26 protein-coding genes and 1 pseudogene are annotated in these 25,807 nt (G+C 31.0%); 10 read left to right on the top strand and 17 right to left on the bottom strand.

Features of this window, described 5'->3' with window-relative positions:
* Positions 1–4 precede the first annotated feature (4 nt).
* On the top strand, positions 5–448 hold the full coding sequence (locus OT390_RS01845; RefSeq protein WP_002859441.1) for a YqaA family protein: 444 nt from the start codon (positions 5–7) through the stop codon (positions 446–448).
* Here OT390_RS01845 and OT390_RS01840 read toward each other — a convergent pair.
* Positions 404–1,411 carry a nucleoside hydrolase gene (locus OT390_RS01840; protein ID WP_052800327.1) on the bottom strand — a complete coding sequence of 336 codons (1,008 nt, stop codon included), beginning with the start codon at positions 1,409–1,411 and terminating at the stop codon, positions 404–406. The genes OT390_RS01845 and OT390_RS01840 overlap by 45 nt on opposite strands.
* Positions 1,408–2,769: an MFS transporter gene (locus OT390_RS01835; RefSeq protein ID WP_052800328.1), complete on the bottom strand. Its 1,362-nt coding sequence runs from the start codon at positions 2,767–2,769 to the stop codon at positions 1,408–1,410. The genes OT390_RS01840 and OT390_RS01835 overlap by 4 nt, the downstream gene beginning before the upstream one ends.
* Positions 2,770–2,932: 163 nt before the next feature.
* On the opposite strand from OT390_RS01835, the gene polA reads away from it, so the two are divergent.
* The 3 genes from polA to motB are packed head-to-tail and all read left to right on the top strand — an operon-like array spanning position 2,933 to position 7,110.
* Positions 2,933–5,572 carry a DNA polymerase I gene (gene polA, locus OT390_RS01830; protein ID WP_052796126.1) on the top strand — a complete coding sequence of 880 codons (2,640 nt, stop codon included), beginning with the start codon at positions 2,933–2,935 and terminating at the stop codon, positions 5,570–5,572.
* 15 nt (positions 5,573–5,587) lie between these two features.
* A complete protein-coding gene (gene motA, locus OT390_RS01825) occupies positions 5,588–6,364 on the top strand; it encodes a flagellar motor stator protein MotA (protein ID WP_002858693.1) in 777 nt (258 codons plus the stop codon).
* 2 nt (positions 6,365–6,366) lie between these two features.
* Positions 6,367–7,110, top strand: a complete 744-nt coding sequence (gene motB, locus OT390_RS01820) for a flagellar motor protein MotB (protein WP_032586587.1) — start codon at positions 6,367–6,369, stop codon at positions 7,108–7,110.
* 5 nt (positions 7,111–7,115) lie between these two features.
* Here motB and flhB read toward each other — a convergent pair whose 3' ends face one another.
* Together flhB and OT390_RS01810 are read right to left on the bottom strand one after the other, a co-directional pair.
* Complete coding sequence (gene flhB / locus OT390_RS01815; RefSeq protein WP_002858726.1) at positions 7,116–8,204, bottom strand: flagellar biosynthesis protein FlhB; 1,089 nt, start codon at positions 8,202–8,204, stop codon at positions 7,116–7,118.
* Between the two features lie 118 nt (positions 8,205–8,322).
* Positions 8,323–8,919: a peroxiredoxin gene (locus OT390_RS01810; RefSeq protein WP_002854219.1), complete on the bottom strand. Its 597-nt coding sequence runs from the start codon at positions 8,917–8,919 to the stop codon at positions 8,323–8,325.
* A gap of 205 nt (positions 8,920–9,124) precedes the next feature.
* On the opposite strand from OT390_RS01810, the gene OT390_RS01805 reads away from it, so the two are divergent.
* The 6 genes from OT390_RS01805 to OT390_RS01780 all read left to right on the top strand — a co-directional run bounded on the left by OT390_RS01805 (position 9,125) and on the right by OT390_RS01780 (position 12,418).
* The gene (locus tag OT390_RS01805; RefSeq protein ID WP_002854354.1) at positions 9,125–9,409 is read left to right on the top strand and encodes a DUF362 domain-containing protein; all 285 of its coding nucleotides are present in this window, start codon (positions 9,125–9,127) and stop codon (positions 9,407–9,409) included.
* A 112-nt stretch (positions 9,410–9,521) separates the two neighbouring features.
* The gene (gene ndk, locus OT390_RS01800; protein WP_002854376.1) at positions 9,522–9,935 is read left to right on the top strand and encodes a nucleoside-diphosphate kinase; all 414 of its coding nucleotides are present in this window, start codon (positions 9,522–9,524) and stop codon (positions 9,933–9,935) included.
* Entirely contained in the window at positions 9,936–10,289 is a 354-nt protein-coding gene (locus OT390_RS01795) for a hypothetical protein (RefSeq protein WP_052796128.1), read from the top strand.
* Positions 10,290–10,312: 23 nt separating this feature from the next.
* A complete protein-coding gene (gene rpmF, locus OT390_RS01790; RefSeq protein WP_002858674.1) occupies positions 10,313–10,459 on the top strand; it encodes a 50S ribosomal protein L32 in 147 nt (48 codons plus the stop codon).
* A 5-nt stretch (positions 10,460–10,464) separates the two neighbouring features.
* The gene (gene plsX, locus OT390_RS01785) at positions 10,465–11,451 is read left to right on the top strand and encodes a phosphate acyltransferase PlsX (RefSeq protein WP_002868169.1); all 987 of its coding nucleotides are present in this window, start codon (positions 10,465–10,467) and stop codon (positions 11,449–11,451) included.
* Positions 11,444–12,418, top strand: coding sequence for a beta-ketoacyl-ACP synthase III (locus tag OT390_RS01780; protein ID WP_052796129.1), 975 nt, complete (start codon positions 11,444–11,446; stop codon positions 12,416–12,418). The genes plsX and OT390_RS01780 overlap by 8 nt, the downstream gene beginning before the upstream one ends.
* Here the strand turns inward: OT390_RS01780 and OT390_RS01775 are convergent.
* From OT390_RS01775 to OT390_RS01715, 13 genes and pseudogenes are all read right to left on the bottom strand, one after another.
* Positions 12,415–12,763: pseudogene (locus OT390_RS01775) on the bottom strand (RidA family protein). The gene OT390_RS01780 and the pseudogene OT390_RS01775 overlap by 4 nt on opposite strands.
* Positions 12,760–13,836 carry a phosphoserine transaminase gene (serC, locus tag OT390_RS01770; protein WP_052800330.1) on the bottom strand — a complete coding sequence of 359 codons (1,077 nt, stop codon included), beginning with the start codon at positions 13,834–13,836 and terminating at the stop codon, positions 12,760–12,762. The pseudogene OT390_RS01775 and the gene serC overlap by 4 nt, the downstream one beginning before the upstream one ends.
* A 9-nt stretch (positions 13,837–13,845) precedes the next feature.
* Positions 13,846–15,009 (bottom strand): exodeoxyribonuclease VII large subunit, encoded by a 1,164-nt coding sequence (gene xseA / locus OT390_RS01765; protein WP_032587348.1) that lies wholly within the window; start codon positions 15,007–15,009, stop codon positions 13,846–13,848.
* Entirely contained in the window at positions 15,006–15,713 is a 708-nt protein-coding gene (gene ubiE / locus OT390_RS01760; RefSeq protein ID WP_032587346.1) for a bifunctional demethylmenaquinone methyltransferase/2-methoxy-6-polyprenyl-1,4-benzoquinol methylase UbiE, read from the bottom strand. Before ubiE ends, xseA begins: the two co-directional genes overlap by 4 nt.
* Before the next feature lie 2 nt (positions 15,714–15,715).
* Positions 15,716–16,912, bottom strand: coding sequence for a hypothetical protein (locus OT390_RS01755; protein WP_052800331.1), 1,197 nt, complete (start codon positions 16,910–16,912; stop codon positions 15,716–15,718).
* A gap of 45 nt (positions 16,913–16,957) precedes the next feature.
* A complete protein-coding gene (gene perR, locus OT390_RS01750; RefSeq protein ID WP_032587343.1) occupies positions 16,958–17,368 on the bottom strand; it encodes a peroxide-responsive transcriptional repressor PerR in 411 nt (136 codons plus the stop codon).
* An 85-nt stretch (positions 17,369–17,453) separates the two neighbouring features.
* Positions 17,454–19,301 (bottom strand): 1-deoxy-D-xylulose-5-phosphate synthase, encoded by a 1,848-nt coding sequence (gene dxs, locus OT390_RS01745; protein WP_002901197.1) that lies wholly within the window; start codon positions 19,299–19,301, stop codon positions 17,454–17,456.
* Positions 19,294–20,124, bottom strand: a complete 831-nt coding sequence (fliH, locus tag OT390_RS01740) for a flagellar assembly protein FliH (protein ID WP_032587339.1) — start codon at positions 20,122–20,124, stop codon at positions 19,294–19,296. Before fliH ends, dxs begins: the two co-directional genes overlap by 8 nt.
* A gap of 7 nt (positions 20,125–20,131) precedes the next feature.
* The gene (fliG, locus tag OT390_RS01735) at positions 20,132–21,160 is read right to left on the bottom strand and encodes a flagellar motor switch protein FliG (RefSeq protein WP_002854670.1); all 1,029 of its coding nucleotides are present in this window, start codon (positions 21,158–21,160) and stop codon (positions 20,132–20,134) included.
* Positions 21,160–22,842 (bottom strand): flagellar basal-body MS-ring/collar protein FliF, encoded by a 1,683-nt coding sequence (gene fliF / locus OT390_RS01730; RefSeq protein WP_002859425.1) that lies wholly within the window; start codon positions 22,840–22,842, stop codon positions 21,160–21,162. The genes fliG and fliF overlap by 1 nt, the downstream gene beginning before the upstream one ends.
* A 51-nt stretch (positions 22,843–22,893) precedes the next feature.
* Positions 22,894–23,988 carry a histidinol-phosphate transaminase gene (hisC, locus tag OT390_RS01725; protein ID WP_032587338.1) on the bottom strand — a complete coding sequence of 365 codons (1,095 nt, stop codon included), beginning with the start codon at positions 23,986–23,988 and terminating at the stop codon, positions 22,894–22,896.
* Positions 23,978–25,051, bottom strand: coding sequence for a prephenate dehydratase (gene pheA, locus OT390_RS01720; protein WP_002858741.1), 1,074 nt, complete (start codon positions 25,049–25,051; stop codon positions 23,978–23,980). The genes hisC and pheA overlap by 11 nt, the downstream gene beginning before the upstream one ends.
* Complete coding sequence (locus tag OT390_RS01715; RefSeq protein WP_032587337.1) at positions 25,039–25,806, bottom strand: HAD-IIA family hydrolase; 768 nt, start codon at positions 25,804–25,806, stop codon at positions 25,039–25,041. Before OT390_RS01715 ends, pheA begins: the two co-directional genes overlap by 13 nt.
* Position 25,807: the final 1 nt, after the last annotated feature.

Below are 25,807 nucleotides of genomic sequence, written 5' to 3'. Positions count from 1 at the left end.
TTTTATGTTTGATTTTTTATATAATGATATTAGCTATTTGGGGCTTTTCATGGTGTGTTTTCTTTCAAGCACACTATTACCCTTAGCAAGTGAAGCCTTTGTTTTAGGCTTTATAAAACTTGATTTTAATCCGAATTTGGTACTTATCGTAGCCACTTTGGGTAATACCTTAGGAAGTTTAAGTACTTATGCTTTAGCGTATTTTGGAAAAGAAAAAATTTTAGAAAAATACTTTAGCAAATCCTTAAAAAAATTAGAAAATTTCAATGCTAATTTTGCTAAATTTGGAAGTATATTTGCTTTTTTTACTTTTTTACCTTTAGTAGGAGATCTTTTTGCCTTGGGACTTGGTTTTGCGAAATATTCTTTTTTAAAAACTATATTTTTTATCTTACTTGGAAAATTAAGTCGTTATGCTTTCATAATTTTCATAGCAAACTCCTTTTAAAAACCTCTCTTTTATAAGTTTTAAAAGCTTTGCATTGTCTACATTTTTTAGAATTTTAACACAATTTTTAGTGCTTAAATCCACCCCCATACTCATTTTTGGTTCTTTAAAACAACGCCAACTCATACCTCTTGCCAAAGAACTATCGCAAATAACATCAGCATAACACTCATCAAAATCTGCAATACTAGAATCTAATGCGTAAGCTATCGTTAAAGCATCATGTATCCAAGTTCCCTTTGTACCACGTGTTTTAGAGGCATAATCAATCCAAACACCTAAAGTTTCAACGATAAAATCACATAAAATATTCTTACCTTGCAACTCTTTTAAATCCTCGTGTGTTAATAAAGTCTGCATGGTTGCATTATAAGGTATGAGTGTAATTTTAGCTCTTGAATTTAGCACTATACTAGCCGCCTCAGGATCAAAACCAAAATTTGTATCTTTAGTGTAATAAGGCATATCAAAACTGCCGCCCATAATAAAAAGCTCTTTAAGATTTATATCAAAATCTTTAAAAATTTTCATAGTCATAGCGATATTTGTCAAAGGTCCTATCGCACAAATAGAAATTTCTTTAGGATTTTTACTCACCAACTCACCCATTTTAAAAATCGCATCAGGATTTATATTTTCTAAAATTTCAGGACTTTTTATATTTTCCCAAAGATATTCAAGTTTAAAATTTTTAACACTTTCATCAAGTCTTTGACGCCAAGCTTTACTTGGTTCTTTTAGGGCTTCATTCACTCCCAAATAAACTGGGATATTTAAATTTAAACGTTTAAATAAATCCTTAGCCACACTATAGGCAACAAGGCTTGGAACATTACCGCAAACTGTGCTTAGCATTTCAAGTTTGATTTCTTTAGATGACAAAATCAAAGCAAGTGCTAAACCATCATCAGTATTTGCTCCTGCAATAGCATTGCCTATGTCCGTGTCTAAGATAAGTCTCATATCGCATCTTCTATTTTATTTAAATCTCTACCTCTAGTTTCTGGCGCAAAAAATGTAGTCACAAAACCTATACCTGCAGTTAATACAAAATATGTCGCGATAGGCCACCAAGTGCCATAATATGCAAGCAAAGCAGAAGCCACCATAGGCGCTGTTCCTCCTGAAAGAATAGAACCTAGCTCCTTAGCAAAAGCCATTTTTGTATAACGGTTTTTTACCCCAAAAAGCTCCACACCCCAAGCCGCTTGCACACCAAAAATCCCTAAAGATGCTAAAGACATACCTACAATAATAGTTAAAATCACAATAATTTCATTTTTACTATCTAAAAGCATAAAAGCAGGAAAAGCATAAATCATTAAAAGCAAACAAAACATTCTATAAGTAATACATCTTCCAAATTTATCACTTAAATAACCTGCCAAAGGAATAACTAAAAACCCTACCAATGAAGCTATCATCACTGCTGTAGTAGCTACTGATTTGTCTAAAAGTAAAATTTTAGTCACATAACCTACAATAAAACCTTGCGCAAGATAAGAAGGTCCATTTTCGCCTATTCTTAAGCCCACCATAGTCCAAAAAGCACGACTTCTTTGCCAAAAACTTCTTTCATCTTTTTTCATATGCTTTTCGTTATTAAGACGCAATTTCATCATTTCATTTTTTTGCTTTTCAAAAACAGGGGTTTCTTTGACATGAAAACGAATATATACAGCAAAAAGAGCGATTAAAATACTTCCCATAAAAGGAACTCTCCAGCCCCATTCTTTAAAACTTGCTTCATCCATTTGTACCATCAAAAGCCATACAAAAGACGCAAGCAAAGTTCCACTATTTGATCCTAAAGCAATCACAGAAGAAACAAGCCCTCTTCTCTTGCTAGGAGCATATTCTCCTAGCATAACTGTTCCACCTGAAAGTTCAGCTCCTGCGCCAAAACCCTGCATAAAACGTAATGCAACTAAACAAATAGGCGCCCAAACACCAATCACTGTATAACTTGGGATAAAACCTATCAGAGTAGTTGAAATTCCCATTAAAGCTATTGTAGCCATCATAACATTTTTTCTTCCGTGTTTATCACCTAAATGACCAAAAAACAAAGCCCCAATAGGTCTTGCAATAAAACCTATGCCATAAGTTACAAAACTAAGCAAAAGTGCAATTACTGGAGTTTGCTCAGGAAAAAATACTTCTGAAAAAATTGTTGCAGCTGCTAAACCATAAAGTGCAAAATCTGCATATTCCATAGCAGTTCCCAACCAGCAAGAAAAAACTGCCTTTTTAAAAACTTTTCTACCTTCAGGTGTGTTAAAATTCTTATCTGCAATTCCATCAATTTGCTGATTTGTCATTACATTTTCCTTACATTATTCATATAAAATTTTTACTCTACTCGATATTATGACTAAAAATTGAAGTATTTTCGCTTAAATATCTTTAAATTTCGAGACATTTTAAGCAAAATTTTGAAATAATATAACCAAAAAATATATTTTATCAAAAGAAGAAATTATTATGAAAACTTTAACTATTATTGATACTTTTGGATTTTTTTTCAGACTTTACTACGCATTAAAAGGTTTTAAAAATTCACAAGGACAAGCTAGTGGAATGATTAGCGGTTTTGCAAATTTTATTTATAGCTTAAAAAATGAATATAAAAGTGATTATATTGTTTTTGCATTAGATTCCAAAGGAAAAACTTTTCGTAGCGAAATTGATCCAAACTATAAACAAAATCGCACTCCACCGCCACCTGAACTTCTAGAACAAATTCCAATTTGCATAAAGATGATAGAAAAAATGGGTTTCATAAGCGTTTCTCAAGAAGGTTATGAAGCTGATGATATCATTGCTTCTTTTGTAAAAACTTGTGAAAATAGAGATATTTTTGTACGTATTATCACTCAAGATAAAGATCTTTATCAACTCATAAAAGATGGTAAAACAAGCATTTACAGTCCTATTTCTAAAAACGACTATGATGAAGCAGCGTGTTTAGAAAAATACGGAGTAAAACCTAATCAAATCAGAGATTTTTTAGCTCTTTGTGGGGATAGTTCTGATAATATTCCAGGCGTTAAAGGTATAGGTGCAAAAGGAGCTAAAACCTTGCTTGATGAGTTTGGTAGCATAGAGGGAATTTATGAAAATTTAACCCTAGTACGTAACGAAAGAAGTCGTAACTTGCTTTTAGAGGGTAAGGAAAATGCATTTTTAAGCAAAAAATTAGCTTCTTTGTATGACAATTTAGAAGTACAAAATCTCATAGAAAAAGCCACTTATCCTGATGAAGAACCTCTTTTAAAAATACTTGAAATTTTAGAACATTACGAACTTAATACTTTGCTTAAAAAACTGCGTCAAAATCCTGATAATAAAGATAAAAATTTAGGTTTTAAAGCCACTTTAGTACAAGATGAAAACAAACTTTTTGAAATTTTAAATACCCTTGATAAAGAAAGTATTATTGCTTTTGATACCGAAACCACAGGACTTGATACTAAAGAAGCAAAAATTGTTGGTTTTAGTTTTTGCATGAATGAAAATGAAGCCTTTTACGTGCCTTTAACTCATAATTATCTTGGAGTAGGTGAGCAAATCTCATTGCAAAGTGCCAAAAAAGCTATAGAAGTAATCTTTAATCATTTTGTTATAGGGCACAATCTCAAATATGATTTTAAAATCATTCAAAACAATTTTGACTTAAATTTACCTCAAAAATACGCAGATACAATGATTTTGGCATGGCTTAAAAATCCTTCTTTAAGAGTAAATATGGATGATTTAGCCTTAAGACTTTTTAATTACGAAACCTTGCATTTTGAAAGCCTTGTTAAAAAAGGAGAAAATTTTGCAAGTGTAGAACTTGAAAAAGCTTGTAAATACGCTGCAGAAGATGCTTATATCACTTTAAGATTTTATCTTTATTTTTTAAAAAATCTTGAAACTCCTTTATTAGAACTTGCTAAAAACTGTGAATTTGATTTCATTAAAATCATTATGATGATGGAAGAAAATGGCATAAAGCTTGATACAAATGCACTTGAAATCCTTATGAAAAAATTTGAAAATGAAATCAAAAATTTAAGTGAAGAAATTTATACTCTTTGTGAGGATAGATTCAACCTAAATTCACCTAAACAAGTAGGTGATATACTTTTTGAAAAACTCAAACTCCCAAGTGGAAAAAAAGGTAAAACAGGATATTCTACCGATGAAAAAGTTTTAAATGCACTTTTAGATAAACATCCTGCGATTACCAAAATTTTAGATTATAGGGAACTTGCCAAGCTTTATTCCACTTATTGCGAACCTTTGTTAAAACTAGCATTAAAAGATAAAAATTCACGCATTTATTCAAGTTTTTTACAAACTGGAACCGCTACAGGACGCCTTTCATCTAAGGATCCAAATTTGCAAAATATTCCTGCACACGGACAATACGCAAAAGATTATAAATCTTGCTTTGTAGCTAAAGATGGATTTAGTTTTATCTCTCTTGATTATTCTCAAATCGAACTGAGAATGCTTGCACATTTTAGCGAAGATGAAAAACTTTTAAATGCTTTTGCCAACGATGAAGATATACATGCAAGAACAGCTATAATGATTTTTGGAGAAAGCAATTATGAAACCAGAAGTGTTGCAAAAAGTATAAATTTTGGACTTATTTATGGCATGGGCTATAAAACTTTAAGTCAAAATTTAAAAATAGAAGCTCATTTAGCCAAATCTTACATAGAAAAATATTTTGAAAATTTTACTAGTATTAAAAAATATTTTGAAACAGTTAAAAATGAAGCTAAACAAAATGGCTTTATCACTACTTTAAGCGGTCGCAAGCGTTATTTTGATTTTGAAAACGCAAAACCTATGCAAATTGCCATGTATGAAAGAGAAAGCATTAATTCAATCTTACAAGGCTCAGCGGCTGATGTAATCAAACTTGCAATGCTAGAAATCAATAAAGAATTAAATGAAGACAAAAAGCTTATTTTGCAAATTCACGATGAATTAATTTTTGAAGTAAAAGACGATTTGTGTGAAAATTTTGTAAAAAAAACTAGAGATATTATGGAAAATATAGTAAAATTAAAAGTAAAATTAAAAACAAGTTCAAGTATCGCCAAAAATTGGGGCGATTTAAAATAATCAAGGAGATAATTAATGGATCTTTCAACCATATTAGGAATGGTGCTTGCAGTTACTAGTATTTCGGTAGGAGATATACTAGAGGGAGGCAATCCTTTGCATGTTGTGCATCTTTCTTCCTTTCTCATAGTTATGCCAACAGCTGCATTTTGCGCAATGACTTCTACGCATAAAAAAATTGTAAAAGCAGCCTACAAAGAACTCAAAGTTGTTTTTAAAGGTTCTGGAGTAAATTTACCCGAAAGGATAGCCCAGTTAATAGAATTTGCTATTATTGCAAGACGAGATGGTCTTTTAGCGTTAGAATCAAGAACCAGTGAGATTGAAAATGAATTTTTAAAAAATGCTATGATGATGCTTGTAGATGGTAAAAGCTTTGAAGAAATTCATGAAAGCATGGAAATACAAACTGAACAACTTGAAGAGCATTATAAAGAATGTGCAGAATATTGGATAGTATTTGGAGAGACTTGTCCTACCATGGGGCTTGTTGGAGCGGTTTTTGGACTTATTTTAGCCCTTAAATTACTAGACAATCCTCAAGCAATGGCAGCAGGTATTTCAGGTGCTTTCACAGCTACAGTTACGGGAATTTTTGGCGCTTATGCACTTTTTGCTCCTTGGGGGAAAAAATTAAAAGCTAATGGAATGGATCTTGTAAAAGAGCAAATTGTTATTACTGAAGCTATAAAAGGAATTGCAGAAGGTGCTAATCCTAGAGATTTAGAAGCTAAACTTTTTAACTTCTTAAGTCACGATGATCCAAGAATTTCACAATTTGACAAAGGTTAAAAATGGCTAAAAAACATAAATGCCCAGAATGTCCAGCAGGTGAAAAATGGGCTGTGCCTTATGCAGACTTTCTAAGTTTGCTTTTGGCACTTTTTATTGCTCTTTGGGCAATTTCTAAAACAAATCCTGCTAAAGTAGAGGCTTTAAAAACTGAATTTGTTAAAATCTTTGATTACACCTCTACTCAAACAGTCAAAGAAGAGAGTAAAACCCAAGAAAAATATAAAGGCGCAGCAAAAGAAGAAAGCGATGAACTCAAATCGTTAAAACAAATGACTATGACACAGCAAGAAACTATCAAACGTCTTCAAGCAGCTCTAGATCAAAGCGATAATCAGGTTGCTCTTAACCTTCCATCTAAAGTTGAATTTGAAAGAGGTAGTGCTCAAATCGTTTCAGCTGATATACAAGATTATTTAAAACGTATGGCTGAGCTAACAACATATTTGCCACCTCGAGCAAAAATAGAAATTAGAGGCTATACAGACAATAGCGACTCTATTATAAGAAGTTATGAACTCGCCTACCAAAGAGCGGAAAATGTATTAAAATATTTTATAGAAGGTGGAGCAAATTTGAAAAATATTAGCATTAAAAGCTACGGGCTTAATAATCCTATCAATGGAAATCCACAAGCTCTAGAAAATAATAGAGTAGAAATATATTTTAAAGTCGATACAGCAGATACAAGTACTCAAAAATCGGTTCTTGAGCTTATTAACAAAATAGGAACTAAAGCACCTTAAAAGTTTTAGTTTCCTTTTTTTACTTGACCAGCTAAACGACTCTTATTATTTGTATTATAAACAAATCCTAGCACCTCAGCTACAGCTTTAAACATTTCCCTAGGAATAAGATCATTAACATCACAAGCTTTATAAAGCTCTCTTGCTAAAGGAGGATTTTCATAAACTACAACATTATTTTCATAGGCTACTTGTTTTATGCGAAGAGCGAGAAAATCCACTCCTTTGGCAACAACCCTAGGGGCTTGTTCTTTACCTGTATCATAACGAATAGCTACGGCATAATGCGTTGGGTTTGTGATCACCACATCCGCACCTGCAACATCTTGAACCATACGACGACGCGCAGCTTCCATTTGAAGTCTACGAATTCTACCTTTAACCTGAGGATCTCCTTCCATTTGTTTATACTCATCTTTTATTTCTTGTTTGCTCATACGCAAACCTTTAAAATACTGAAAACGCACCAAAAAAACATCTAAAACAGCAATAATTAAAAAAGCAACTATAACAATAGCTGCTAAAACAATAGCTCTGTCTCTTAGCCAAGTAAGCTGTGCAACCATAGTATAAAGCTCAACTCTTGGAAGCTCTTGCATAAATTTAAGTAAAACTATAAAAGCTATAGTAAAAACAATACCCACTTTTAAAATAATTTTTATACTTTCAACAATTTTTTTCAATGAAAAAAGGTTTTTTAAACCTTTTAGAGGATTGATTTTTCCTAAATTTGGCATAATAGGTTTAGTTGTAAAAATAAAACCAAATTGCATAATATTTCCCAAAACCCCAGCAATCATAATACTTAAAACAATAGGTGCAAGAATAATTAAAACCTCAAAAATGCTTTTAATCATAATGGCTTGAATAATACGCAAATCAAATTCAACACCAATAAAACTTTGATAGTATCTATATAAATTTACAATTCTCTCGCCCATAAAACTCATCATAAATAAAGTTATAGTTACTCCAATTATCAAAGTTACAATAGCTGCCGCATCTTGAGACTTTGGAACATTACCTTCTTTACGCGCATCTTCTATCTTTTTGGACGTGGGTTCTTCTGTTTTTTCTTGATCTTCGCCTGCCATATTTTAGCCTAAATAAAAATTTTAATATGTGTGTAAAATTATAGTAGAAAATTTATGAATTTCAATTAAAGAATAAAAATGAAGAAAAAGCCTCGTAAAGAGGCTTTATACTAAGAAATTAAAGTTTAGCTTCGTTTTTGCCAAGATATTCAGCCACGCCTTTAGGGTTAGCTTTCATACCTTCATCGCCCTTATTCCATCCTGCAGGACAAACTTCACCATGCTCATTTGTAAAAAGCATAGTATCAACCATTCTTAACATTTCATCTATATTTCTACCTAGTGGTAAATCATTAACCACAGCATGGCGAACTGTTCCATCAGCATCAAGCAAGAACGAACCACGAAGGGCAACTGCTTCTGCATAAAGTACATCAAAATTTCTAGCAATCTGCTTAGTTAAGTCAGCAACAAGCGGAAATTTAACCTGACCAATACCACCTTGATTTACTGGAGTATTTTTCCAAGCAAAATGTGAAAATTCATTATCTCCTGAAATTCCAATTACTTCAATGCCACGATTTTTAAATTCTTGATATCTTTTGTCAAAAGCTATAATTTCTGAAGGACAAACAAAAGTAAAATCTTTTGGATAAAAGAATACTACCGCTCCTTTTGGACCTATGTTTTTATAAAGATTAAAATCTTGAACAATTTCATTGTTTCCCAATACTGCTGGAGCAGTAAAATCTAAAGCTTTTTTAGTAACTATCATATTTTCTCCTAAATAATAAATTTTATTGATAACGAAATTATATCGTTTAAATCTTTATTTTTTTTTAAATATCTAAAATAATATTAAAAATTTAAGAAAGTTATAATTATTATCAAATAATGTAAATTTTTGATTATCAAAATTTACATTATTTAAGAATTTTATGCTAAAATCTTTTAAATCTTAATATTAAAAAGGAGAAAAAATGGCTGTAAAAATTACAGATATATGTATTGCTTGTGGTTCTTGTATTGATGAGTGTCCAGTGAGTGCTATCGTTGATGATGCTAACAATCCAGAAGGTGAAGATAGATATTATGTTTATGCAAACAAATGCGTTGAATGCGTAGGACATAATGATCAACCAGCTTGTGCCAGTGCTTGCCCAACAGATGGATGTATAGTTTGGAGTGCTGTAGAATCAGGACAACCAAGTCGTGATAATATTGGCGCTGATATGAGAAGTGGGGACACTCCAGTTTTTGCATAATTTTAAAAAATTAAAAAGCTAGAGATTCCTAGCTTTTTCTTTTAATTTAACTTTCTTTAAACAAATTCAAGTATAATTTTAAGCTTTATTAAAATAAGGAGTTATTACAAAGATGGAAAAAACTTTATCTATAATTAAACCTGATGCTGTTAAAAAAGGTGTTATAGGAAAAATTTTAGATCGTTTTGAAAGCAATGGATTAAGAATCGCTGCAATGAAAAAAGTTCAACTTAGTAAAGAACAAGCTGAAAATTTTTATGCTGTTCATAAAGAAAGACCTTTTTTTAAAGACTTGGTTGAATTTATGATTAGCGGTCCTGTTGTTGTTTCTGTACTAGAAGGAGAAGGTGCTGTATTAAAAAATAGAGATTTAATGGGAGCGACAAATCCTAAAGAAGCTAAAGCAGGAACAATTAGAGCCGATTTTGCTGAGAGTATTGATGCTAATGCTGTTCATGGAAGTGACAGCTTGGAAAATGCAAAAATAGAAATTGATTTTTTCTTTAAACCAAATGAAATTTGCTAAATGAAAATCCCTTTTTCTAAGATTAATACAAAGGAATATCCTTTTAAACTTAATCTTGAAAATATGATTTTTGAGGGAAATTTAGTAAAAATAAATCCTAAGCTTGTTAAAATAAATACTATTATGCAAGGTTTTATCTATAGACCTTGTGATAGTTGTGGAACTGAGTTAGAACTTGAAATTAAAGAAAATTTAGAACTTTTTGCAAGTGATGGTATTTTTAAAGATGAAGCAAACGAATTGAGCAATACTATAGAATTTTTCGATGGACATATTGATTTAATAGAAGTTGCTATTAGCGAGCTTGAAGCTTATTTGAGTGATTATTTTTATTGCATAAATTGCAATAATTAATTAAATTTTATAAAGGAGAAAAAATGGCAGTACCAAAGAGAAGAGTGAGCAAAACTCGTGCAGCTAAACGCAGAACTCACTATAAAGTTAGTCTTCCTATGCCTATAAAAGACAAAGATGGAAGCTACAAAATGCCTCACCGTGCGAATCCAACAACTAAGGAATATTAAAATCAATGATTAACATTGCCATTGATGCAATGGGTGGTGATTTTGGAGAAAAACCCATTATAGAAGGCGTTTTAAAGGCACTAGAAGCAAAACCTTTTAACGCTATCTTAGTGGGAAATTCTAAAATTCTAAAACCTTTAATACCAAAAAAATTAGAACAATATATACAATACGAAGAAGCTAGTGAAATTTTTTCGATGAATGAAAATGCCACAGATGCTTTAAAAAACAAAGAAACAACCATATACAAAGCTATTAATTTATTAAAAGAAAAAAAAGTAGATGCTGTAGTTTCAGCGGGTCATAGTGGAGCAAGTATGTCTTTGGCTACCTTAAGGCTTGGAAGACTTAAAGGTATTTCAAGACCTGCTATTGCCACTTTAATGCCAAATATCGTTAACAAAACTTTACTTTTGGATGTTGGAGCTAATACAGATTGTAAAGCTGAAAATTTATTTCAATTTGCCATAATGGGTGAAGTTTATGCTAGAGAAATCATGCAAATTCAAAAACCACGCCTTGCTTTACTTTCTAATGGTGAAGAAGAATGCAAAGGTAATGAACTTACCAAAGAAAGTCATCAGCTTATGAAAAAAATTCCAAATTTTATAGGTAATGCTGAAGGTAGAGATATTTTCAATGGTGAAATAGATGTTTTAGTCTGCGATGGTTTTGATGGAAATGTTATCTTAAAGGCTTGTGAAGGTGTGGCAACAGCTATTTTTCAACTTCTAAAAAACGAAGTAAAGCAATCTTTTATTTCTAAAATAGGTGCTTTACTTATGAAGCCATCTTTTAAAAAATTAAAAAAACACACAGATTGGCAAGAATATGGCGGAGCACCCCTTCTTGGAGTTAATGGCTGCGTGATCATAAGTCATGGAAAAAGCGATTCTAGAGCTATTAAAAATGCAATTTTTCAAGCTATAAATTTTAGCCAATCTCATATCAATAAACTTATAGAAAATGAACTTGGGAAATACAATGCTTAAAGCCAGTCTTAAAAGTATAGCTTCTTATATTCCAGAGAAAATTTTAAGCAATGCTGATCTTGAAAAAATAGTAGATACCACCGATGAATGGATCACTAGACGCACAGGTATTAAAGAAAGACGCATTGCTAGTGAAAATGAAAATTCTAGCGATTTGGGCACAAAAGCTGCATTAAAAGCCATAGAAAGAGCAAATTTAAAACCTGAAGATATTGATGCGATTCTTGTAGCCACTTTAAGTCCTGATTATTTTACTATGCCTTCAACGGCTTGTAAAATTGCTTCAAATTTAGGACTTGTAAATATTAGTGCTTTTGATATTTCAGCAGCTTGTTCTGGTTTTATCTATTTGCTTGAACAAGCTAAAGCCTTAGTAGAAAGTGGTTTGAAAAAAAATGTTTTAATCATAGGAGCTGAAAAAACAAGTTCAATTATAGATTACAATGACAGAAGTATTTGCATACTCTTTGGAGACGGTGCAGGTGCTGGAGTTGTAAGTTTGGATAATGAAAATCATATCCTTGATGTACATACTGCAAGCAATGGTAATTATGGAGATCTTTTAATGACTCAAAGATCGCAAAAATCAAGCCTATGTCAAACACTTTCTATGCAAATGAAAGGCAATGAAGTTTTTAAAATAGCAGTAAACACGCTTAGTAATGATGTTGTAGAAATTTTAGCTAAAAATAACATTTTAGCACAAGAAATTGATCTTTTTATTCCTCATCAAGCTAATCTACGCATCATTAAAGCCGTCCAAGAAAAACTCAATCTAAGCGATGAAAAATGTGTGATCACTGTACAAAAATATGGCAATACTTCAGCTGCTTCTATACCTATGGCAATGAATGATGCCTATGAAGAAGGTCGACTTAAAAAAGGAAATCTGATCTTACTAGATGCTTTTGGCGGTGGTTTTACTTGGGGATCTGCGCTTTTAAAATTTGGAGGAGAGAATTTTTAATTCTCTCTTAGCTTTCCAAAAGCTTGAATTTCTACCAAATAACCCTCTGCTAAAGCACTTCCTACACAAGCTCTAACAGGTTTAGGATAATTTTTAATCCAAGCATCATAAATTTCATTCATTGCATCAAAATCTTGCATATTAGCTAACCAGATTTGAATTTGAATCAAATCTCCTTTGCTTGCGCCTATTTTTTCAAACAAAGCATCAAGTTCTGCAAGTGCTTCTTTGGTTTGTTTTTTAATATCTCCGCTAGGTTCAAAACACTTGTCCTGCAGTCTTAAAATATTTATCAAAAACAATAATTTGCGACATTCTATCGCACTCATCAAAACGCTTTATCATGCATATTTTCCTTGAAATTCTTTCATAAATTCACACAAGGTTTTTACCTGATCCAAATTAAGCGCATTATAAATACTTGCACGAATTCCTCCTAAAATTCTATGTCCTTTAAGTCCTATCATTCCAGCTTCTTCGGCTTCCTTTACAAAAAGAGGCTCTAAATCTTTATTTTTAGCAATATTAAAACTCACATTCATTAAAGATCTGTCCTTTTTATCTGCATGTCCTTTATAAAATCCATTACTTAAATCAATACACTCATAAAGCATAGCAGCTTTTTGAGAATTTTTCTCATATACTTTATCAAGTCCGCCTTGATTTAAAAGCCAATCCATTTCAAGATTAAACATATAAATGGCAAAGGTTGGAGGCGTATTAAACAAGGACTGATTCTCAGCATGAGTCAAATAATTTAACATACTAGGAATTTGTTTATTTTTAGATCTTTCTAACATATCTTTACGGATAAAAATACAACTTAAACCCGAAATTCCAGCATTTTTTTGCACTCCGCCATAAAAAAGAGCAATATTTGAAAAATCTACTTTTCTAGAAAAAAAATCACTCGATGCATCCACAATCAAAGGAGTTTTAGTTTTAGGATAATTTTGATATTGAGTGCCGTAAATAGTATTGTTAGAACAAATATAAGCATAATCAGCATTATCTCTAAATTCCACTCTAGGAATATGATTAAAATTACTTTCCTCGCTACTTGCTACGGTTTTAACATTGACACCTAAAATTTGTGCTTCTTTAATTGCTTTTTTTGTCCAAACTCCTGTATTTGCATATTCACAAATCCCATTTAAAGCCAAATTCATAGGAATCATAGCAAATTGTAAACTTGCTCCACCTTGTAAAAATAATACTTCATAATCATCATTTAACCCGTAAAGTTTTTTAGCTTTCTCTTGTGCTCCAAAATGCACTTCTTCAAATACTTTTGTGCGGTGAGAAATTTCCATTATAGAATAACCCCTACCCTGATAATCACAGAGTTCTTTTTGAGCTTGCTCTAAAATTTCTAAAGGTAAAGTCGATGGCCCTGCACTGAAATTGATTTTTCTCATAATCTATCCTTATAAAATTTTTGCTTCTTTTTGAGAAGTTTGAGAACTTAAAATAACGATATCATCACTCTTAAGATCTTCTAAATTTGCTATTTTACCATTTTTTCTGATACAAATAAACTTTTTGCTTTTATTAAAAAAATTCTCATGTTGCAAATAAGCATTTTGCAATTTATCTAATTTTAATTCATTATAACGCATTTGATTTGCCAATAGATGATTTAATTGCTTTTCTATATTATGGCTTTGTTTTATTTTTTCATCTATTATTTTTGGCAAAGAATTAAATTTGAAAAATTTGCTTAAATTTAAAAGCAAATTTTCATAATTTTGTATTTTATAATTCCAAAGTTGCATTAATTTTTCTTCCATTAAATCCAAACTTTGCTCTACATCCAACTTAGAATAAAACAAAGTATCTATAGCAGCTGAAGGCGTTGGAGCTCTAAAATCTGCAACAAAATCACTAATAACATAATCAATCTCATGTCCTATGGCTGAAATAATAGGAGTTTTTGCTTTAAAAATCTCTCTTGCTAAATTTTCATCATTAAAACAAAAAAGATCTTCTCTGCTTCCTCCACCACGTGCTATAATAAGAACATCTAAATCCATATCATCGGCTTTTTTTAAAGCTTGTATAAGAGAAAAAGGAGCATTATTTCCTTGAGTTAAAGCATCAAAAATATAAATTTTTGCCAAAAAATATTCTTTTTGGTGAATAAGTTTTAACATATCTTGCAAAGCAGCAGAAGTTTTTGAAGTGATAATGCCTACTTTTTTAGGAAATTTTGGCAAAGATTTTTTAAAGCGTGGATCAAAAAGTCCTTCTTTTTGCAAACGCTCTTTTAAAGCCAAAAACTGTGCTTCCAAATCCCCAAAACCTGCTTTTTTCATACTAGTAGCGATAAATTGATAACGACCACTTTCAGGATATAAACTTACACTTCCACAAAGCTCTAAAAAATTCCCCACAGCTGGTTTAAATCCGACTTTTAAATTAGCTCCTTTAAACATAGCACAAGCAATGCTTGATCTTTCATCTTTTAAATCAAAATACCAATGTCCTGAACCATGCAAAGTAATTTTTGAAATTTCTCCACTTAAAACTATATCATCAAAATGTGTTTCTAATAAAGCCTTTGCTTTAAGATTTAATTCTGTTGGTGTCATAGTTTTTTTGCTATAAACATTGAACTCACGCCAAAGCTAAAACTTTTATAATCAAGTATTTCAAAACCAGCATTTTTAAGTTCTAAGATGAACTCTTCCTTACTTAAAAATCCTTCAATAGAGTTTGGCAAATACTCATAAGCACTTTTATTTTTACTGATTATCCCACCTATACTTGGTAAAATATTTTTAAGATAAAAATCTCTACAAGCTGCTATAAATCCACCCTTTTCTCTTTTTGTAAATTCCAAAACTACCAAAATACCATCTTTTTGAAGTACTCTAGCAAATTCACTTAAGGCTTTTTGTCTTTCTACAACATTGCGAATGCCATAACTAATGCTTAAAATATCTAAACTTTGACTTTCTAAAGATAAATTTTGCGCCCCTGCTTCTATAAATTCGACATTTGGAAATTTTTCTTTTGCAACATTTAGCATGCCACTACTTGGATCAATACCTTTAATATTTAGAATATTTTTTTCCATTTTTAAAGCACTCTCTTGCCAAATCTCTATCATATCCCCTGTGCCACAGGCAATATCAGCGATTTTTAAATCTTTTTTTAAATACAAACTCATCACTCTTTGACAAGCTTTTTTGCGCCACGCTACATCAGCTCCAAAGCTTAAAATTCTATTCGCCTTATCATAAGTAGGTGCAATTTGATTAAACATTTCTATAATTTTTTCTTGTTTTTGCATTTTTATCCTTTGTAAATTTTCAAATTTTTACTTGATTTTTTAAGCAATTTGCAAAATTTATTTTTATTATTGATTATTTTCGAAAAAATATTTTTATCCCTATCTTTGCAATATTTTTCATAAAGTTTGTTTAAATTTTTTATCTCTAAAAAACGATAAAAATATTCTAAAAATATTGCCAATTCAAAAAAACTATTTTCAAAAAGCTCTAAATCAAAATTTTTTAGTATATTTTTTCTAAATAAAATAATTTTTTTTCTAAGTTCTAACGCAACAAGTTGTTTAAAAAACCTATCTTTGCAATCGCCTTCATAAAAAGAATTTTCCTTTATGAAAAAATCAAAATCATTAAACAAATCTTGGATTTTTTCATCGCTTAAAAATAGCAATAAATCTTGATTTGAATTTTCACTTGCTAAAATATCTTGAGTTTTTTTCGTTATATCTTTAAACTTTAAAGCCAAAATATTACTCAAATTTTTATCTAAAATAGTATTCATACTTGATAAAACTATATACAAGCTTCTTGAATAAAATAAAAATTCGCATAAACTTTGCTTATCTTTTCTCTCTAAAGATAAAGTCCAATAAAATTTTAATTTTTTAAATAAATAAAATAAAAAAATTCTAAATCCATCATAAGCATTAATATAATTTGGAAAATCCAAGCTAAAATTCTGATTTTTTTCTATAATTTTAAAATATTTCTCTATATCAAAATTTTGATATTCAAAACCATATAAAACGATATGTTTAGAATTTAAATCATGATGTAATTCTTTTTGAATTTTAAAATCTTTAGGAATTTTAAATTCATTGGAACTATCCAAAGTTGGAAAAAATATTTTTAAAATACAAATTTTAGGCTCTTCATACATATCAATATAACTTTTTAAAGAGCAAAATTTAAATTCGAAGCGTTCTTTTTTAATACTCTTTCCTATAATCTTTTTTCGAGCTTTTTCAAATTTTTTTTTAGAAATTTTCTCTTCTTGATTCTGTTCTAAAATTGAATTATTAAATTTTGTAATTTTATAAAATTCATTGCAAAAACTTTGAAATTTAACATTATGATTTGAAGTTATTTGAGTATAAAAAGTTTCAAATTTAGAATTTCGAAAAGGTATATTATCTTTTTTTAAATTCTCTAAAAGAGTGCAATCAGATAGTAAAAAGTTTTTTTGAATTTCATAAACCATTAAAATAACCCTTAAAATATATGGGTTATTTTAACCTTATTTTGCTTAATGACACTTTTTGCAACTATCAATATAAGCACAAACAGACAGATGATTGACGAGATTGCCTATCTTTTTTTCTAAATGCTCTTGATATTCATAAAGCTTAGCATCTTTAAAACTTAAATCCTCTATACCACCACATTTGGCGCAAACAACATGAATATGTTCTTCTTCATAGATATCGTAACAAGTTTTTTGATTTAAAACATTGATTTCAACAACTAAACCTTGTTCTTGTAAAGTATTAAGATTTTTATAAACCGTCGCTAAAGAGATTGAAGGGTATTCTTTTTTAATTTCTGTATATAATTCATCAATATTAGGATGCTCATGTCTTTTTAAAATTTTTAAAACACATAGTCTTTGCGGAGTAGCTTTTAACTCATGTTTTTTAAGCATTTGTAGTAATTCCATTTTATTTATTCCTTACTTTTTTAAGTAAAAATAATAATAAAATTTTTATTAAAAGAAGTTTATATTAAATAATATTTTTTATTATTTAATGATAAAATTTTAAAACTTTCGTCAACAAACTATTGACATCTTTTTCTAGATTTTTTTCCACCTCACTTGTTTTTCCATGTTCAATAAATTTGTCTTCATATTCAAAGCTAACAACTTTTACATGCAAATCATATTTTTGTAAAAAATTATTAATTAAACTTTCTATACCGCCAATTTTAACATTTTCACTAAAAATAAACCAAATTTTACTTTTTTTAGCAAGCTCACACAAAAGCTCTTCATCTAAAGGTTTAGCAAAAATTAAATCAATCAAATTAGCATTATTATTCATTTCTTGCAAGGCTCTTAAGACTTGCCACGCTTTTGCCACACCTTGTCCATAACCTAAAAAAGCAATTTCACTACTATTTTTTACAAGCCATTGCGCCTTACCAAGTTTTATCTCACAAGGATTAAATTCTTTATCCAAAATAAAACTCCCTCTAGGATAACGAAAAGCAATAGGTCCTTGATGTAAATAAGCATACTCCATTATATTTTGCATCATTTGTTCATCTCTTGGGGCTAAAAGAGTGAAATTTGGCAAAGGAGCTAAAAAACTAAGATCAAAAACACCTTGATGCGTCTCCCCATCTTCGCCTACTATCCCTGCCCTATCCATAGCAAAAACCACATTTAAATTCATAATCGCACAATCATGGATCACTTGATCATAAGCACGCTGCAAAAAAGTGCTATATATTGCAATAAAAGGTTTAAATCCTTCTTTTGCCATAGCGGCCATAGAAGTTACTGCATGCTGTTCTGCAATAGCCACATCCCAAAAACGATTTGGATATTTTTCTATAAGCTTATCAAGACCTGTTCCACTTGGCATAGCTGCCGTAACCCCAACAATATTTTCATATTTTGAGGCTAAATCAAGCAAATTCTTAGAAAAAATTTCAGTAGCAGATTTTTTAGTATCACTTTTTTTAACACTCTCTCCACTATCTATATCAAAAGCTCCCACCCCGTGCCATTTAGCATGTTTTCCTTCGGCTAAAGCATAGCCTTTACCCTTTATGGTTTGAGCATGTATCACACAAGGCTTTTGCATAGCTTTTGCTTGTTTTAATGCAGAAATAATTTCACCTAAATTATGTCCATCAATAGGCCCTATATATTCAAGCCCTAATTCTTCAAACAAAAGTCCAGGAGTAATAAGTTTAAAACTCTCTTCAAAACGCTTGGCCATATAAGTAGCACTATCAGGCAATATATCCAACATTTTAGCAATACGCTTTTTAAAACTTTGATAAAACTGCGTTGCCATAGCCTGAGAAAGATACTTTGAAATTGCTCCAATTGGTTTTGAAATACTCATTTCATTATCATTTAAAAGTATTACGCAAGGAAATTTAGAATCACCCAATTCATTTAAAGCCTCATAGGCCATACCCGCACTTAAAGCACCATCTCCAATCAAAGCAACAGGAATACGCTTTTCACCTTTTAAAGCAATGGCCTTACAAGCACCTACTGCCAAAGAAATAGAGGTGCTAGAATGCCCTGCTACAAAATAATCTCCCTCGCTAGGTTTTGTATAACCACTTAAACCATTGATTTGTCTTAAAGTATCAAATATTTCTTCTTTTCCGCTTAAAAGCTTGTGTGTATAAGACTGATGCGACACATCAAAAATAAAAGGATCTTTTTTTGCATCAAAAACCAAATGCATTGCTATACTAAGTTCTACAGCACCCAAATTTGAACTTAAATGCCCACCATTTTTACTCACAACTTGTATGATTTTTTCACGCATAGATGCTGCTAAATTTTCTAATTCTTTTAAACTTAGCTTTTCTAACTCTTCTTGAGTATGGACAAATTTTTTACTCATTATTCACCATTTTTTTAATTTTAGCTAGACGAGAGTTAAGATTGGATTCTATATTACCTGCGTCACTTATAATAACAACACTTCCTTTGCTAATTGCATCATCAAGACTTATTTTAATGTGAGCATTCTGATCAAATTGCTCTTTTAAATACTCATAATCCTCTGCATTAACCTTAAGCTCAATTACACTAGCACCCTTAAGCTCGCCGATTAAATCTTTAGCCAAAGCATAAGCTATCTTACTTGAATTTAGTTCAAGTTCTTTTAAGATTACTTCTTTAGCGATATCTATAGCAGTATCTGCTAATTCTTTCTCATTTTTTTCTATGAAATTTTCAAGATTTTCGCAAGCATTATCGAGTTTGGCTATACTTTTTAAATACTTATCTTTAAAATCACTCAATTCTTTTTGAAATTCTTCTTTTGCTTTCTCATAACCTTCTTTGGCAAATTTTTCTTTAGCATTTTCAAGTTCTGAATTTAAGCGGTTATTAAATTCATTCTCTTGGCTTTCTATTTGCATTTGAAGTTTAATAATATTGCTTGACATTTCATCTGTTTTTTTAAGCAAATCTTCAACAAAGCTTGGTTGAAATGTTGGAATTTGAGTTTCCATAACAGCTTGCGTAGAGGCAATGACTTGATTTTCTTCGACTAGTTTTTCGTCATTTAAAGATATATTAGCATTTTCTTCATCTGGAGTTTGAGTATGTTTTTTTTCACCTGTATGATTATCAAATTCTGAAATAACTTTAAAACGATATCCTTCAACAACATGCTGATCAGAAGCCCCACCAGAAATTACATTGCTACGATTAACCATCTCTCACCTACTCTATCATTTCATCCGCATCGCCTGTTTGAACAAGACCTTGTTCTGCAAGTTTTTGCACCACTTCAACAACCTTTCTTTGTGCATCTTCAACATCTTTAACACGCACAGCACCCAAAAAACCCATTTCTTCAAGAAAAGCTTCGCTTGCACGCGTAGACATATTGGCTAAGAATTTTTGCTTTAACTCTTCACTTGCACCTTTTAAACCTATCATTAAATCACGCTTATCGGCTACTTTTAAAATTTCTCTTATAGCTTGAGTGCTAAGTTTTTGTATATCATCGAAAGTAAACATAAGCTCTTTAATAGTCTCTGCTAAGCGTTCATCACTTTGTTCAATATAAGTAATGGTTGATTTGCTTGCTTTTTGACCCAAACGATTAAGCACTTCTGCTACCGCTCTTGGGCCGCCCACTTCAACCTTATAAGAGGTAAGACTTTCAAGCTTGCTTTCTAACACTGCAGAAACTCTTTTAATAATACTTGGAGAAATATCGCCAAGATTTGCCATTCTTATAACCACCTCAGCCCTTAATTCATCACTAAAATACTCTAAAGTTTCTGCCGCATGAATAGAATCCATGTGTGCCAAAATAAGAGCGATGGTTTGTGGGTGCTCTTTGGTAATAAAGTCTGCAAGTTGCTGTGGTTTAATTTGCGCCAAATAAGCAAAATTTTGATTATTCTCCATACTTTTAGTGAGTTTTTCAAGAATTTTATTTGCAATCTCTGGCCCAAAAGTACGAAAAAGTATTTCTTTAGCATATTCCAAACCACCACTTTTAATATATTGATTTGATTGAAGCAGAGTGTAAAATTCTTCTAAAACCGCAGTAGCTACGGATCTATCAACATTTTTAGCCATAGCAATATAACGTGAAATTTCTGTAATTACATCAATTTCCATATGTGAAAACACAGAAGTTGTTGCATCTTCGCCAAGTTGTATAAGAAATATCGCTACCTTCTCAGGCATCGATAAATCATCATAGACCATTTTTTGTTCTTCACTTAGCTTTATCATCACATATCCTTTTCGCCAAATTCACTATCATTTTGAATTAAGTTTTGTAAAAGTGCTGCAATTTCCTCGCCTTTATCACTTACTAAACCACGCAATTTTTCAAGTAAAACCTCATATTGAATAGAATCTTCATTAAAATTATCCCCAAAACCAAGTTGTTCTTCAACTTTTTTCCTTGCTGCATTAAATTTCTCCAAAGCATCTTCAGCATCATCTAAAACAGCATTTGGACCTTGCTGCATTTCTTCTTGCGCTGCGACATCTTCAAGCATTTTTTGAGTAAATGGAGCAATGACTTTTTTGTAAAAAATAAAAAGTAAAATCGCTGCAATAAAATACTTAACTGGTGGAATAAATGGCTCAACAAAACGATTGTAAAAAGTTTTAACTTTACTCTCAACTCTAATCGACTCACGATGAAATGGTAAATTTTGCACTACAACACTATCACCTCTAGTAGCGCTAAAATTAATAGTATTTTTAACTATACTCTCAACACTTGCAAGCTCTTCTTTAGTCAATGGAACATATTCGCTTTTCACATCCCCATTTTCATCAACCACATCTTGATATTTTCCATCTATAGTGACAGCTGCTGAAGTGCGTAAAACTGTTGCAAATTGTTTTTTTGTATTTGTGATAGTTTTAGAAAGTTCATTGTTTGTAGTAACTTGATTTTTTTTATAAGTGTCAATTTGACCTTTATTGTCAAGTCCTTCAACAGGACCTATATTAGAAACAGCACCTGGAACACCCTGAATTTCTGGATCTTTTCTACCTGTTCTTTCCTCGTTTAAAGTTTGCTCACTACGCACTATAGGATTTGGATCATAAATTTCACTTTGAGATTCTTGCTTGGAAAAATCAAAATCTATATTTACACTCACTTTTACTTTATCCATGCCACCTGCAAAAGGAGCTAAATTTTCTATAATCTTATCTTCTAAAGCTTTTTCTTGATCACTTTTAAATTTAATTTGCGCACGAACCAAGTCATCTTCATATGCTTCTTGCTCATCTAAAGGCACACCACTTTGATCACTAATCTTAACATTTTCTTTAGTAAGTTTTGGAACTGCCGCTGAAACAATATTTTTTATACCATCAATTTGTTTTCTAGTAAGCTTTAAGCCTTCGCGAACATTAACAACAACTGAAGCTGTAGGCGGAATTTGCCTTTCGGTAAAAACACTATCTTTAGGAAATGCTATATGTACAACAGCACTACGAATAGGTTCTAAAGTCTCAATAGTTCTTGCAAGTTCACCTTCTATGGCTCTTTGGTATTTTACCTTTTGCTCTTCATTTGTAGCTCCAAAAGCTTGAGTATCAAAAGCTTCAAAACCCACGCGACTATCTTTTATAAGACCTTCGCTTGCAATAAACATTCTTTGACGATAAACCTGATCTTGTGGAACTAAAATTTTATTTTCACTTTCTAATTTATAGGGAATATTATTTTGTTCAAGTTTAGCTACAATTGCAGCAGAAGAACTTGGGCTTACATTTTCAACTAAAACTGCATATCCATTATTTGCATTACTACCACTTCCACGAAATAAAGCTAAAAAAACCAAAAACCCAACCACAACTATAATAGATGCAGCAATCACTATACGCTGCTTGCGAGTTAAATTTTGATAAAGTTGCCCAATTTGATGAAGCATATTTTTAAAATCCATTAATTCTCATCCCTTAGTTTAGCGAATTTTACATATTTTTATTTGATTTATCTATCTTAAAATCTTATCAAATTCTGTAAAAAATTTTTCATTTTCATAAGATGTTCCTATAGTAATGCGTATAGCATTTAAACCATAGCTTTTTAAATTTCTTATTATTATACCCTTTTTAAGCAATTTTTCAGACAAATCTGTACTATTTTTTTCATCAAAAAAATAAGTGATGAAATTTGTATAACTATCAATGATTTTGATATTATGTTTTTTAGCAAATTCTTTATAAAGCTCCATTTGAGAAAAATTATTCTCTAAAGTTTTTTCAGTAAATTCATCATCATTTATTGCTGCAACTGCTGCTTTTAAAGCAAGATTGCTCACATTAAAAGGAGCACGAAGCTTGTAAAATGCACTAATAATATTAGCATTAGCTATGCCATAACCAATGCGTAAGCCTCCTAATCCATAAAGTTTAGAAAAAGTTCCTAAATAAAGTACATTGTCAAATTCTTTAATCAATTCACAAGGTTCTAAATGTTTTTTGCTATCTTTAAAACTTGCAAATTCATTATAAGCTGCATCAATCACAACTAAACAATCCTCATTTACACCTTTAATAAACTCGGTCGCCTCACTTGCATCCAAACACTCGCCTAAAGGATTGTTTGGTAAGCATAAAAAAATAAGTTTAATTTCATCTTTGTGCGTTTCATAAAGTTTTTTAAACTCATCTAAATTATGAGTAATGCTTTGAGTTTTATAACACTTTGCACCACATTGTTTGGCATAAATTTCATACATAGCAAAGGTAACTCCAGCTTGCAAAAAAGCATTTTTAGAATTTAACTTAGAATGTATAGCAAATTCAATCACTTGATCACTGCCTGCACCGATAATGATATTTTCATTTTGAACTTTGTATTTTTGAGCCAATGTGCTTTTAAGTTCTATCATACTATCATCAGGGTAAAGATGGGCTTTGTTTGCATTTTGTCTTAAACATTCTATAGCTTTTGGTGGCGTGCCAAAAGGATTTTCATTGCTTGCTAATTTTATCACTTCTTTAACACCATATTCTTTAGCAATAACTTCTATATCTTTGCCGGGTTCATAATTGCTTAAATGATTTAAAAATTCATTAAATTTCATCTTTTTCTCCTGATAAATAAGATCCAAGCCAAACAATCTCTTGTATATCTTTTAAGGCTTTTTTTACATTTTCATCATCAATATGCCCTTCAAAATCTATATAAAAACTGTGTAAAAATTCTTTTGATTTTACAGGGCGAGATTCAAGCTTAGTAAGATTGATATTTTCTTTTTTAAACTGCTCTAATAAAAAGCTAAGTCCCCCAGGTTTATGTGCTGTGTGTGCTAAAATAGAAGTTTTACAATTTGGCATTTTAGGATTTTTAATATCGCTTAAAATTAAAAATCTTGTTTTATTGGCTGCATTATCTTCTATTTTATCAAAAAGTACAGGCACATTATAAAGCTTAGCCGCTATTCTAGAACAAATTGCTGCCGCATATTTATCTTGCGAAGCTAGGTAAGCTGCATTAGCTGTAGATTTTGAAGGAACAAATTCTATAGCACTAAGTTCATGACTTTCTAAAAATTTACGACATTGATTATAACCTTGCGGATGCGAATAAATGCGTTTGATTTCTTTTAAATTTTCATTAATTCCTACAAAAGAATGATGAATATCCATATAAATTTCGCCAAAAATTTTAAGCTCATTATACTTACCTAGACAATCTAAAGTAATGCCCACTGCACCTTCGGTATTATTTTCTATAGGTACAACACCGTATTTTGCTTCTTTGTTGCTTAACTCTTTAAAAACATCTTCGATATTGGCCAAGGCTATATAACGACTCATCGCACCAAAACGACTTCTTGCTGCTTGATGTGTATAAGTTCCTTCAGGCCCTAAATAAGCTATAGTTTGAGGCATTTCTAAATTTCTTGAAACTGCAAAAATTTCTTGATAAATTGCCTCTATGGCATTTTGATCTAAAAGTCCTAAATTTGCATTTTTTAAACGATTGATAATGGCTCTTTCACGCTCAGGACGATAAATACTTCCCCCACTACTTTGCTTAAGCTCACCTATACTTTTAACATAAGTCATTCTTTCATTTAAAAGATCTAAAATTTTATCATCAACCGCATCGATTTTATTTCTAAATTCTTCTAAATTTGGCATTTTAGATCCTTTAAAAACTCAAAAACACTAGGATAAACTCCATCAAGCAAATCCGTATCAAGCCCTTTTGTGTCGCTTATCTTGCCGCTTAAAACTAGCAAGGTTTTCATGCCAAGTTCTTTTGCCTTAAGCAAGTCACCCCTAAAATCATCACTAATGATTTTAATATCTTCAAAATCGATTTTTGAATTTTGTTTTCTTATCAAATTTAAAGCTTCTTTATAAAAAGCAATGCTAGGCTTACCCACAACCTCGTATTCAAAATCAATAGCATTTTTAAGCATAGCCATAATGCTACCTACACCAGGATAAGGCCTACCATCTTTTTTATAAATGCTAGTTTCGTGCATAGCTATAAACCTAACTTCTCTTCTAGCCAATTCTATCATACTAGCAAAATCTACAAATTTAAAATCATCATAACTAGCTACAAGCACAGCACTAGGATTTACAAAATCAAGTTCAAAACCAAGATTTTCAAGACTTTTTACAAACTCATCTGCACCAAAAGCCGCAACTTTACAAGGTTTTAAAAGGTGTTTTAAAACGCTAAAAGGATCAATATAAGCATTTTCTTTTATAGCCAATCCTTTTTGCTGTAATTTTTCTAAAAAATCAAGTTTTTTTGTATTGTTAGTAATGATAACATAAGGAAGATTTTTTGCATTTAAAAAATCGATCAATTCTTTAGCGCCATGGATTAAACTCTTATCATGATCAGAAATTAAAGTCCCTTGAACATCTAAAAAAAACATT

The sequence above is a fragment of the Campylobacter sp. CFSAN122748 genome, assembly GCF_045277125.1.
GTDB lineage: Bacteria > Campylobacterota > Campylobacteria > Campylobacterales > Campylobacteraceae > Campylobacter_D > Campylobacter_D jejuni.
Note: the sequence above shows the minus strand (reverse complement) of the source record. Positions and strands in the feature narration are given on the sequence as shown.

Bases quoted from the DNA above. Each gene is read 5' to 3' on its own strand.
- OT390_RS01845 (WP_002859441.1), top strand. From the start codon at position 5: ATGTTTGATTTTTTATATAATGATATTAGCTATTTGGGGCTTTTCATG.
- OT390_RS01840 (WP_052800327.1), bottom strand. From the start codon at position 1,411: ATGAGACTTATCTTAGACACGGACATAGGCAATGCTATTGCAGGAGCA.
- OT390_RS01835 (WP_052800328.1), bottom strand. From the start codon at position 2,769: ATGACAAATCAGCAAATTGATGGAATTGCAGATAAGAATTTTAACACA.
- polA (WP_052796126.1), top strand. From the start codon at position 2,933: ATGAAAACTTTAACTATTATTGATACTTTTGGATTTTTTTTCAGACTT.
- motA (WP_002858693.1), top strand. From the start codon at position 5,588: ATGGATCTTTCAACCATATTAGGAATGGTGCTTGCAGTTACTAGTATT.
- motB (WP_032586587.1), top strand. From the start codon at position 6,367: ATGGCTAAAAAACATAAATGCCCAGAATGTCCAGCAGGTGAAAAATGG.
- flhB (WP_002858726.1), bottom strand. From the start codon at position 8,204: ATGGCAGGCGAAGATCAAGAAAAAACAGAAGAACCCACGTCCAAAAAG.
- OT390_RS01810 (WP_002854219.1), bottom strand. From the start codon at position 8,919: ATGATAGTTACTAAAAAAGCTTTAGATTTTACTGCTCCAGCAGTATTG.
- OT390_RS01805 (WP_002854354.1), top strand. From the start codon at position 9,125: ATGGCTGTAAAAATTACAGATATATGTATTGCTTGTGGTTCTTGTATT.
- ndk (WP_002854376.1), top strand. From the start codon at position 9,522: ATGGAAAAAACTTTATCTATAATTAAACCTGATGCTGTTAAAAAAGGT.
- OT390_RS01795 (WP_052796128.1), top strand. From the start codon at position 9,936: ATGAAAATCCCTTTTTCTAAGATTAATACAAAGGAATATCCTTTTAAA.
- rpmF (WP_002858674.1), top strand. From the start codon at position 10,313: ATGGCAGTACCAAAGAGAAGAGTGAGCAAAACTCGTGCAGCTAAACGC.
- plsX (WP_002868169.1), top strand. From the start codon at position 10,465: ATGATTAACATTGCCATTGATGCAATGGGTGGTGATTTTGGAGAAAAA.
- OT390_RS01780 (WP_052796129.1), top strand. From the start codon at position 11,444: ATGCTTAAAGCCAGTCTTAAAAGTATAGCTTCTTATATTCCAGAGAAA.
- serC (WP_052800330.1), bottom strand. From the start codon at position 13,836: ATGAGAAAAATCAATTTCAGTGCAGGGCCATCGACTTTACCTTTAGAA.
- xseA (WP_032587348.1), bottom strand. From the start codon at position 15,009: ATGACACCAACAGAATTAAATCTTAAAGCAAAGGCTTTATTAGAAACA.
- ubiE (WP_032587346.1), bottom strand. From the start codon at position 15,713: ATGCAAAAACAAGAAAAAATTATAGAAATGTTTAATCAAATTGCACCT.
- OT390_RS01755 (WP_052800331.1), bottom strand. From the start codon at position 16,912: ATGGTTTATGAAATTCAAAAAAACTTTTTACTATCTGATTGCACTCTT.
- perR (WP_032587343.1), bottom strand. From the start codon at position 17,368: ATGGAATTACTACAAATGCTTAAAAAACATGAGTTAAAAGCTACTCCG.
- dxs (WP_002901197.1), bottom strand. From the start codon at position 19,301: ATGAGTAAAAAATTTGTCCATACTCAAGAAGAGTTAGAAAAGCTAAGT.
- fliH (WP_032587339.1), bottom strand. From the start codon at position 20,124: ATGGTTAATCGTAGCAATGTAATTTCTGGTGGGGCTTCTGATCAGCAT.
- fliG (WP_002854670.1), bottom strand. From the start codon at position 21,160: ATGATAAAGCTAAGTGAAGAACAAAAAATGGTCTATGATGATTTATCG.
- fliF (WP_002859425.1), bottom strand. From the start codon at position 22,842: ATGGATTTTAAAAATATGCTTCATCAAATTGGGCAACTTTATCAAAAT.
- hisC (WP_032587338.1), bottom strand. From the start codon at position 23,988: ATGAAATTTAATGAATTTTTAAATCATTTAAGCAATTATGAACCCGGC.
- pheA (WP_002858741.1), bottom strand. From the start codon at position 25,051: ATGCCAAATTTAGAAGAATTTAGAAATAAAATCGATGCGGTTGATGAT.
- OT390_RS01715 (WP_032587337.1), bottom strand. From the start codon at position 25,806: ATGTTTTTTTTAGATGTTCAAGGGACTTTAATTTCTGATCATGATAAG.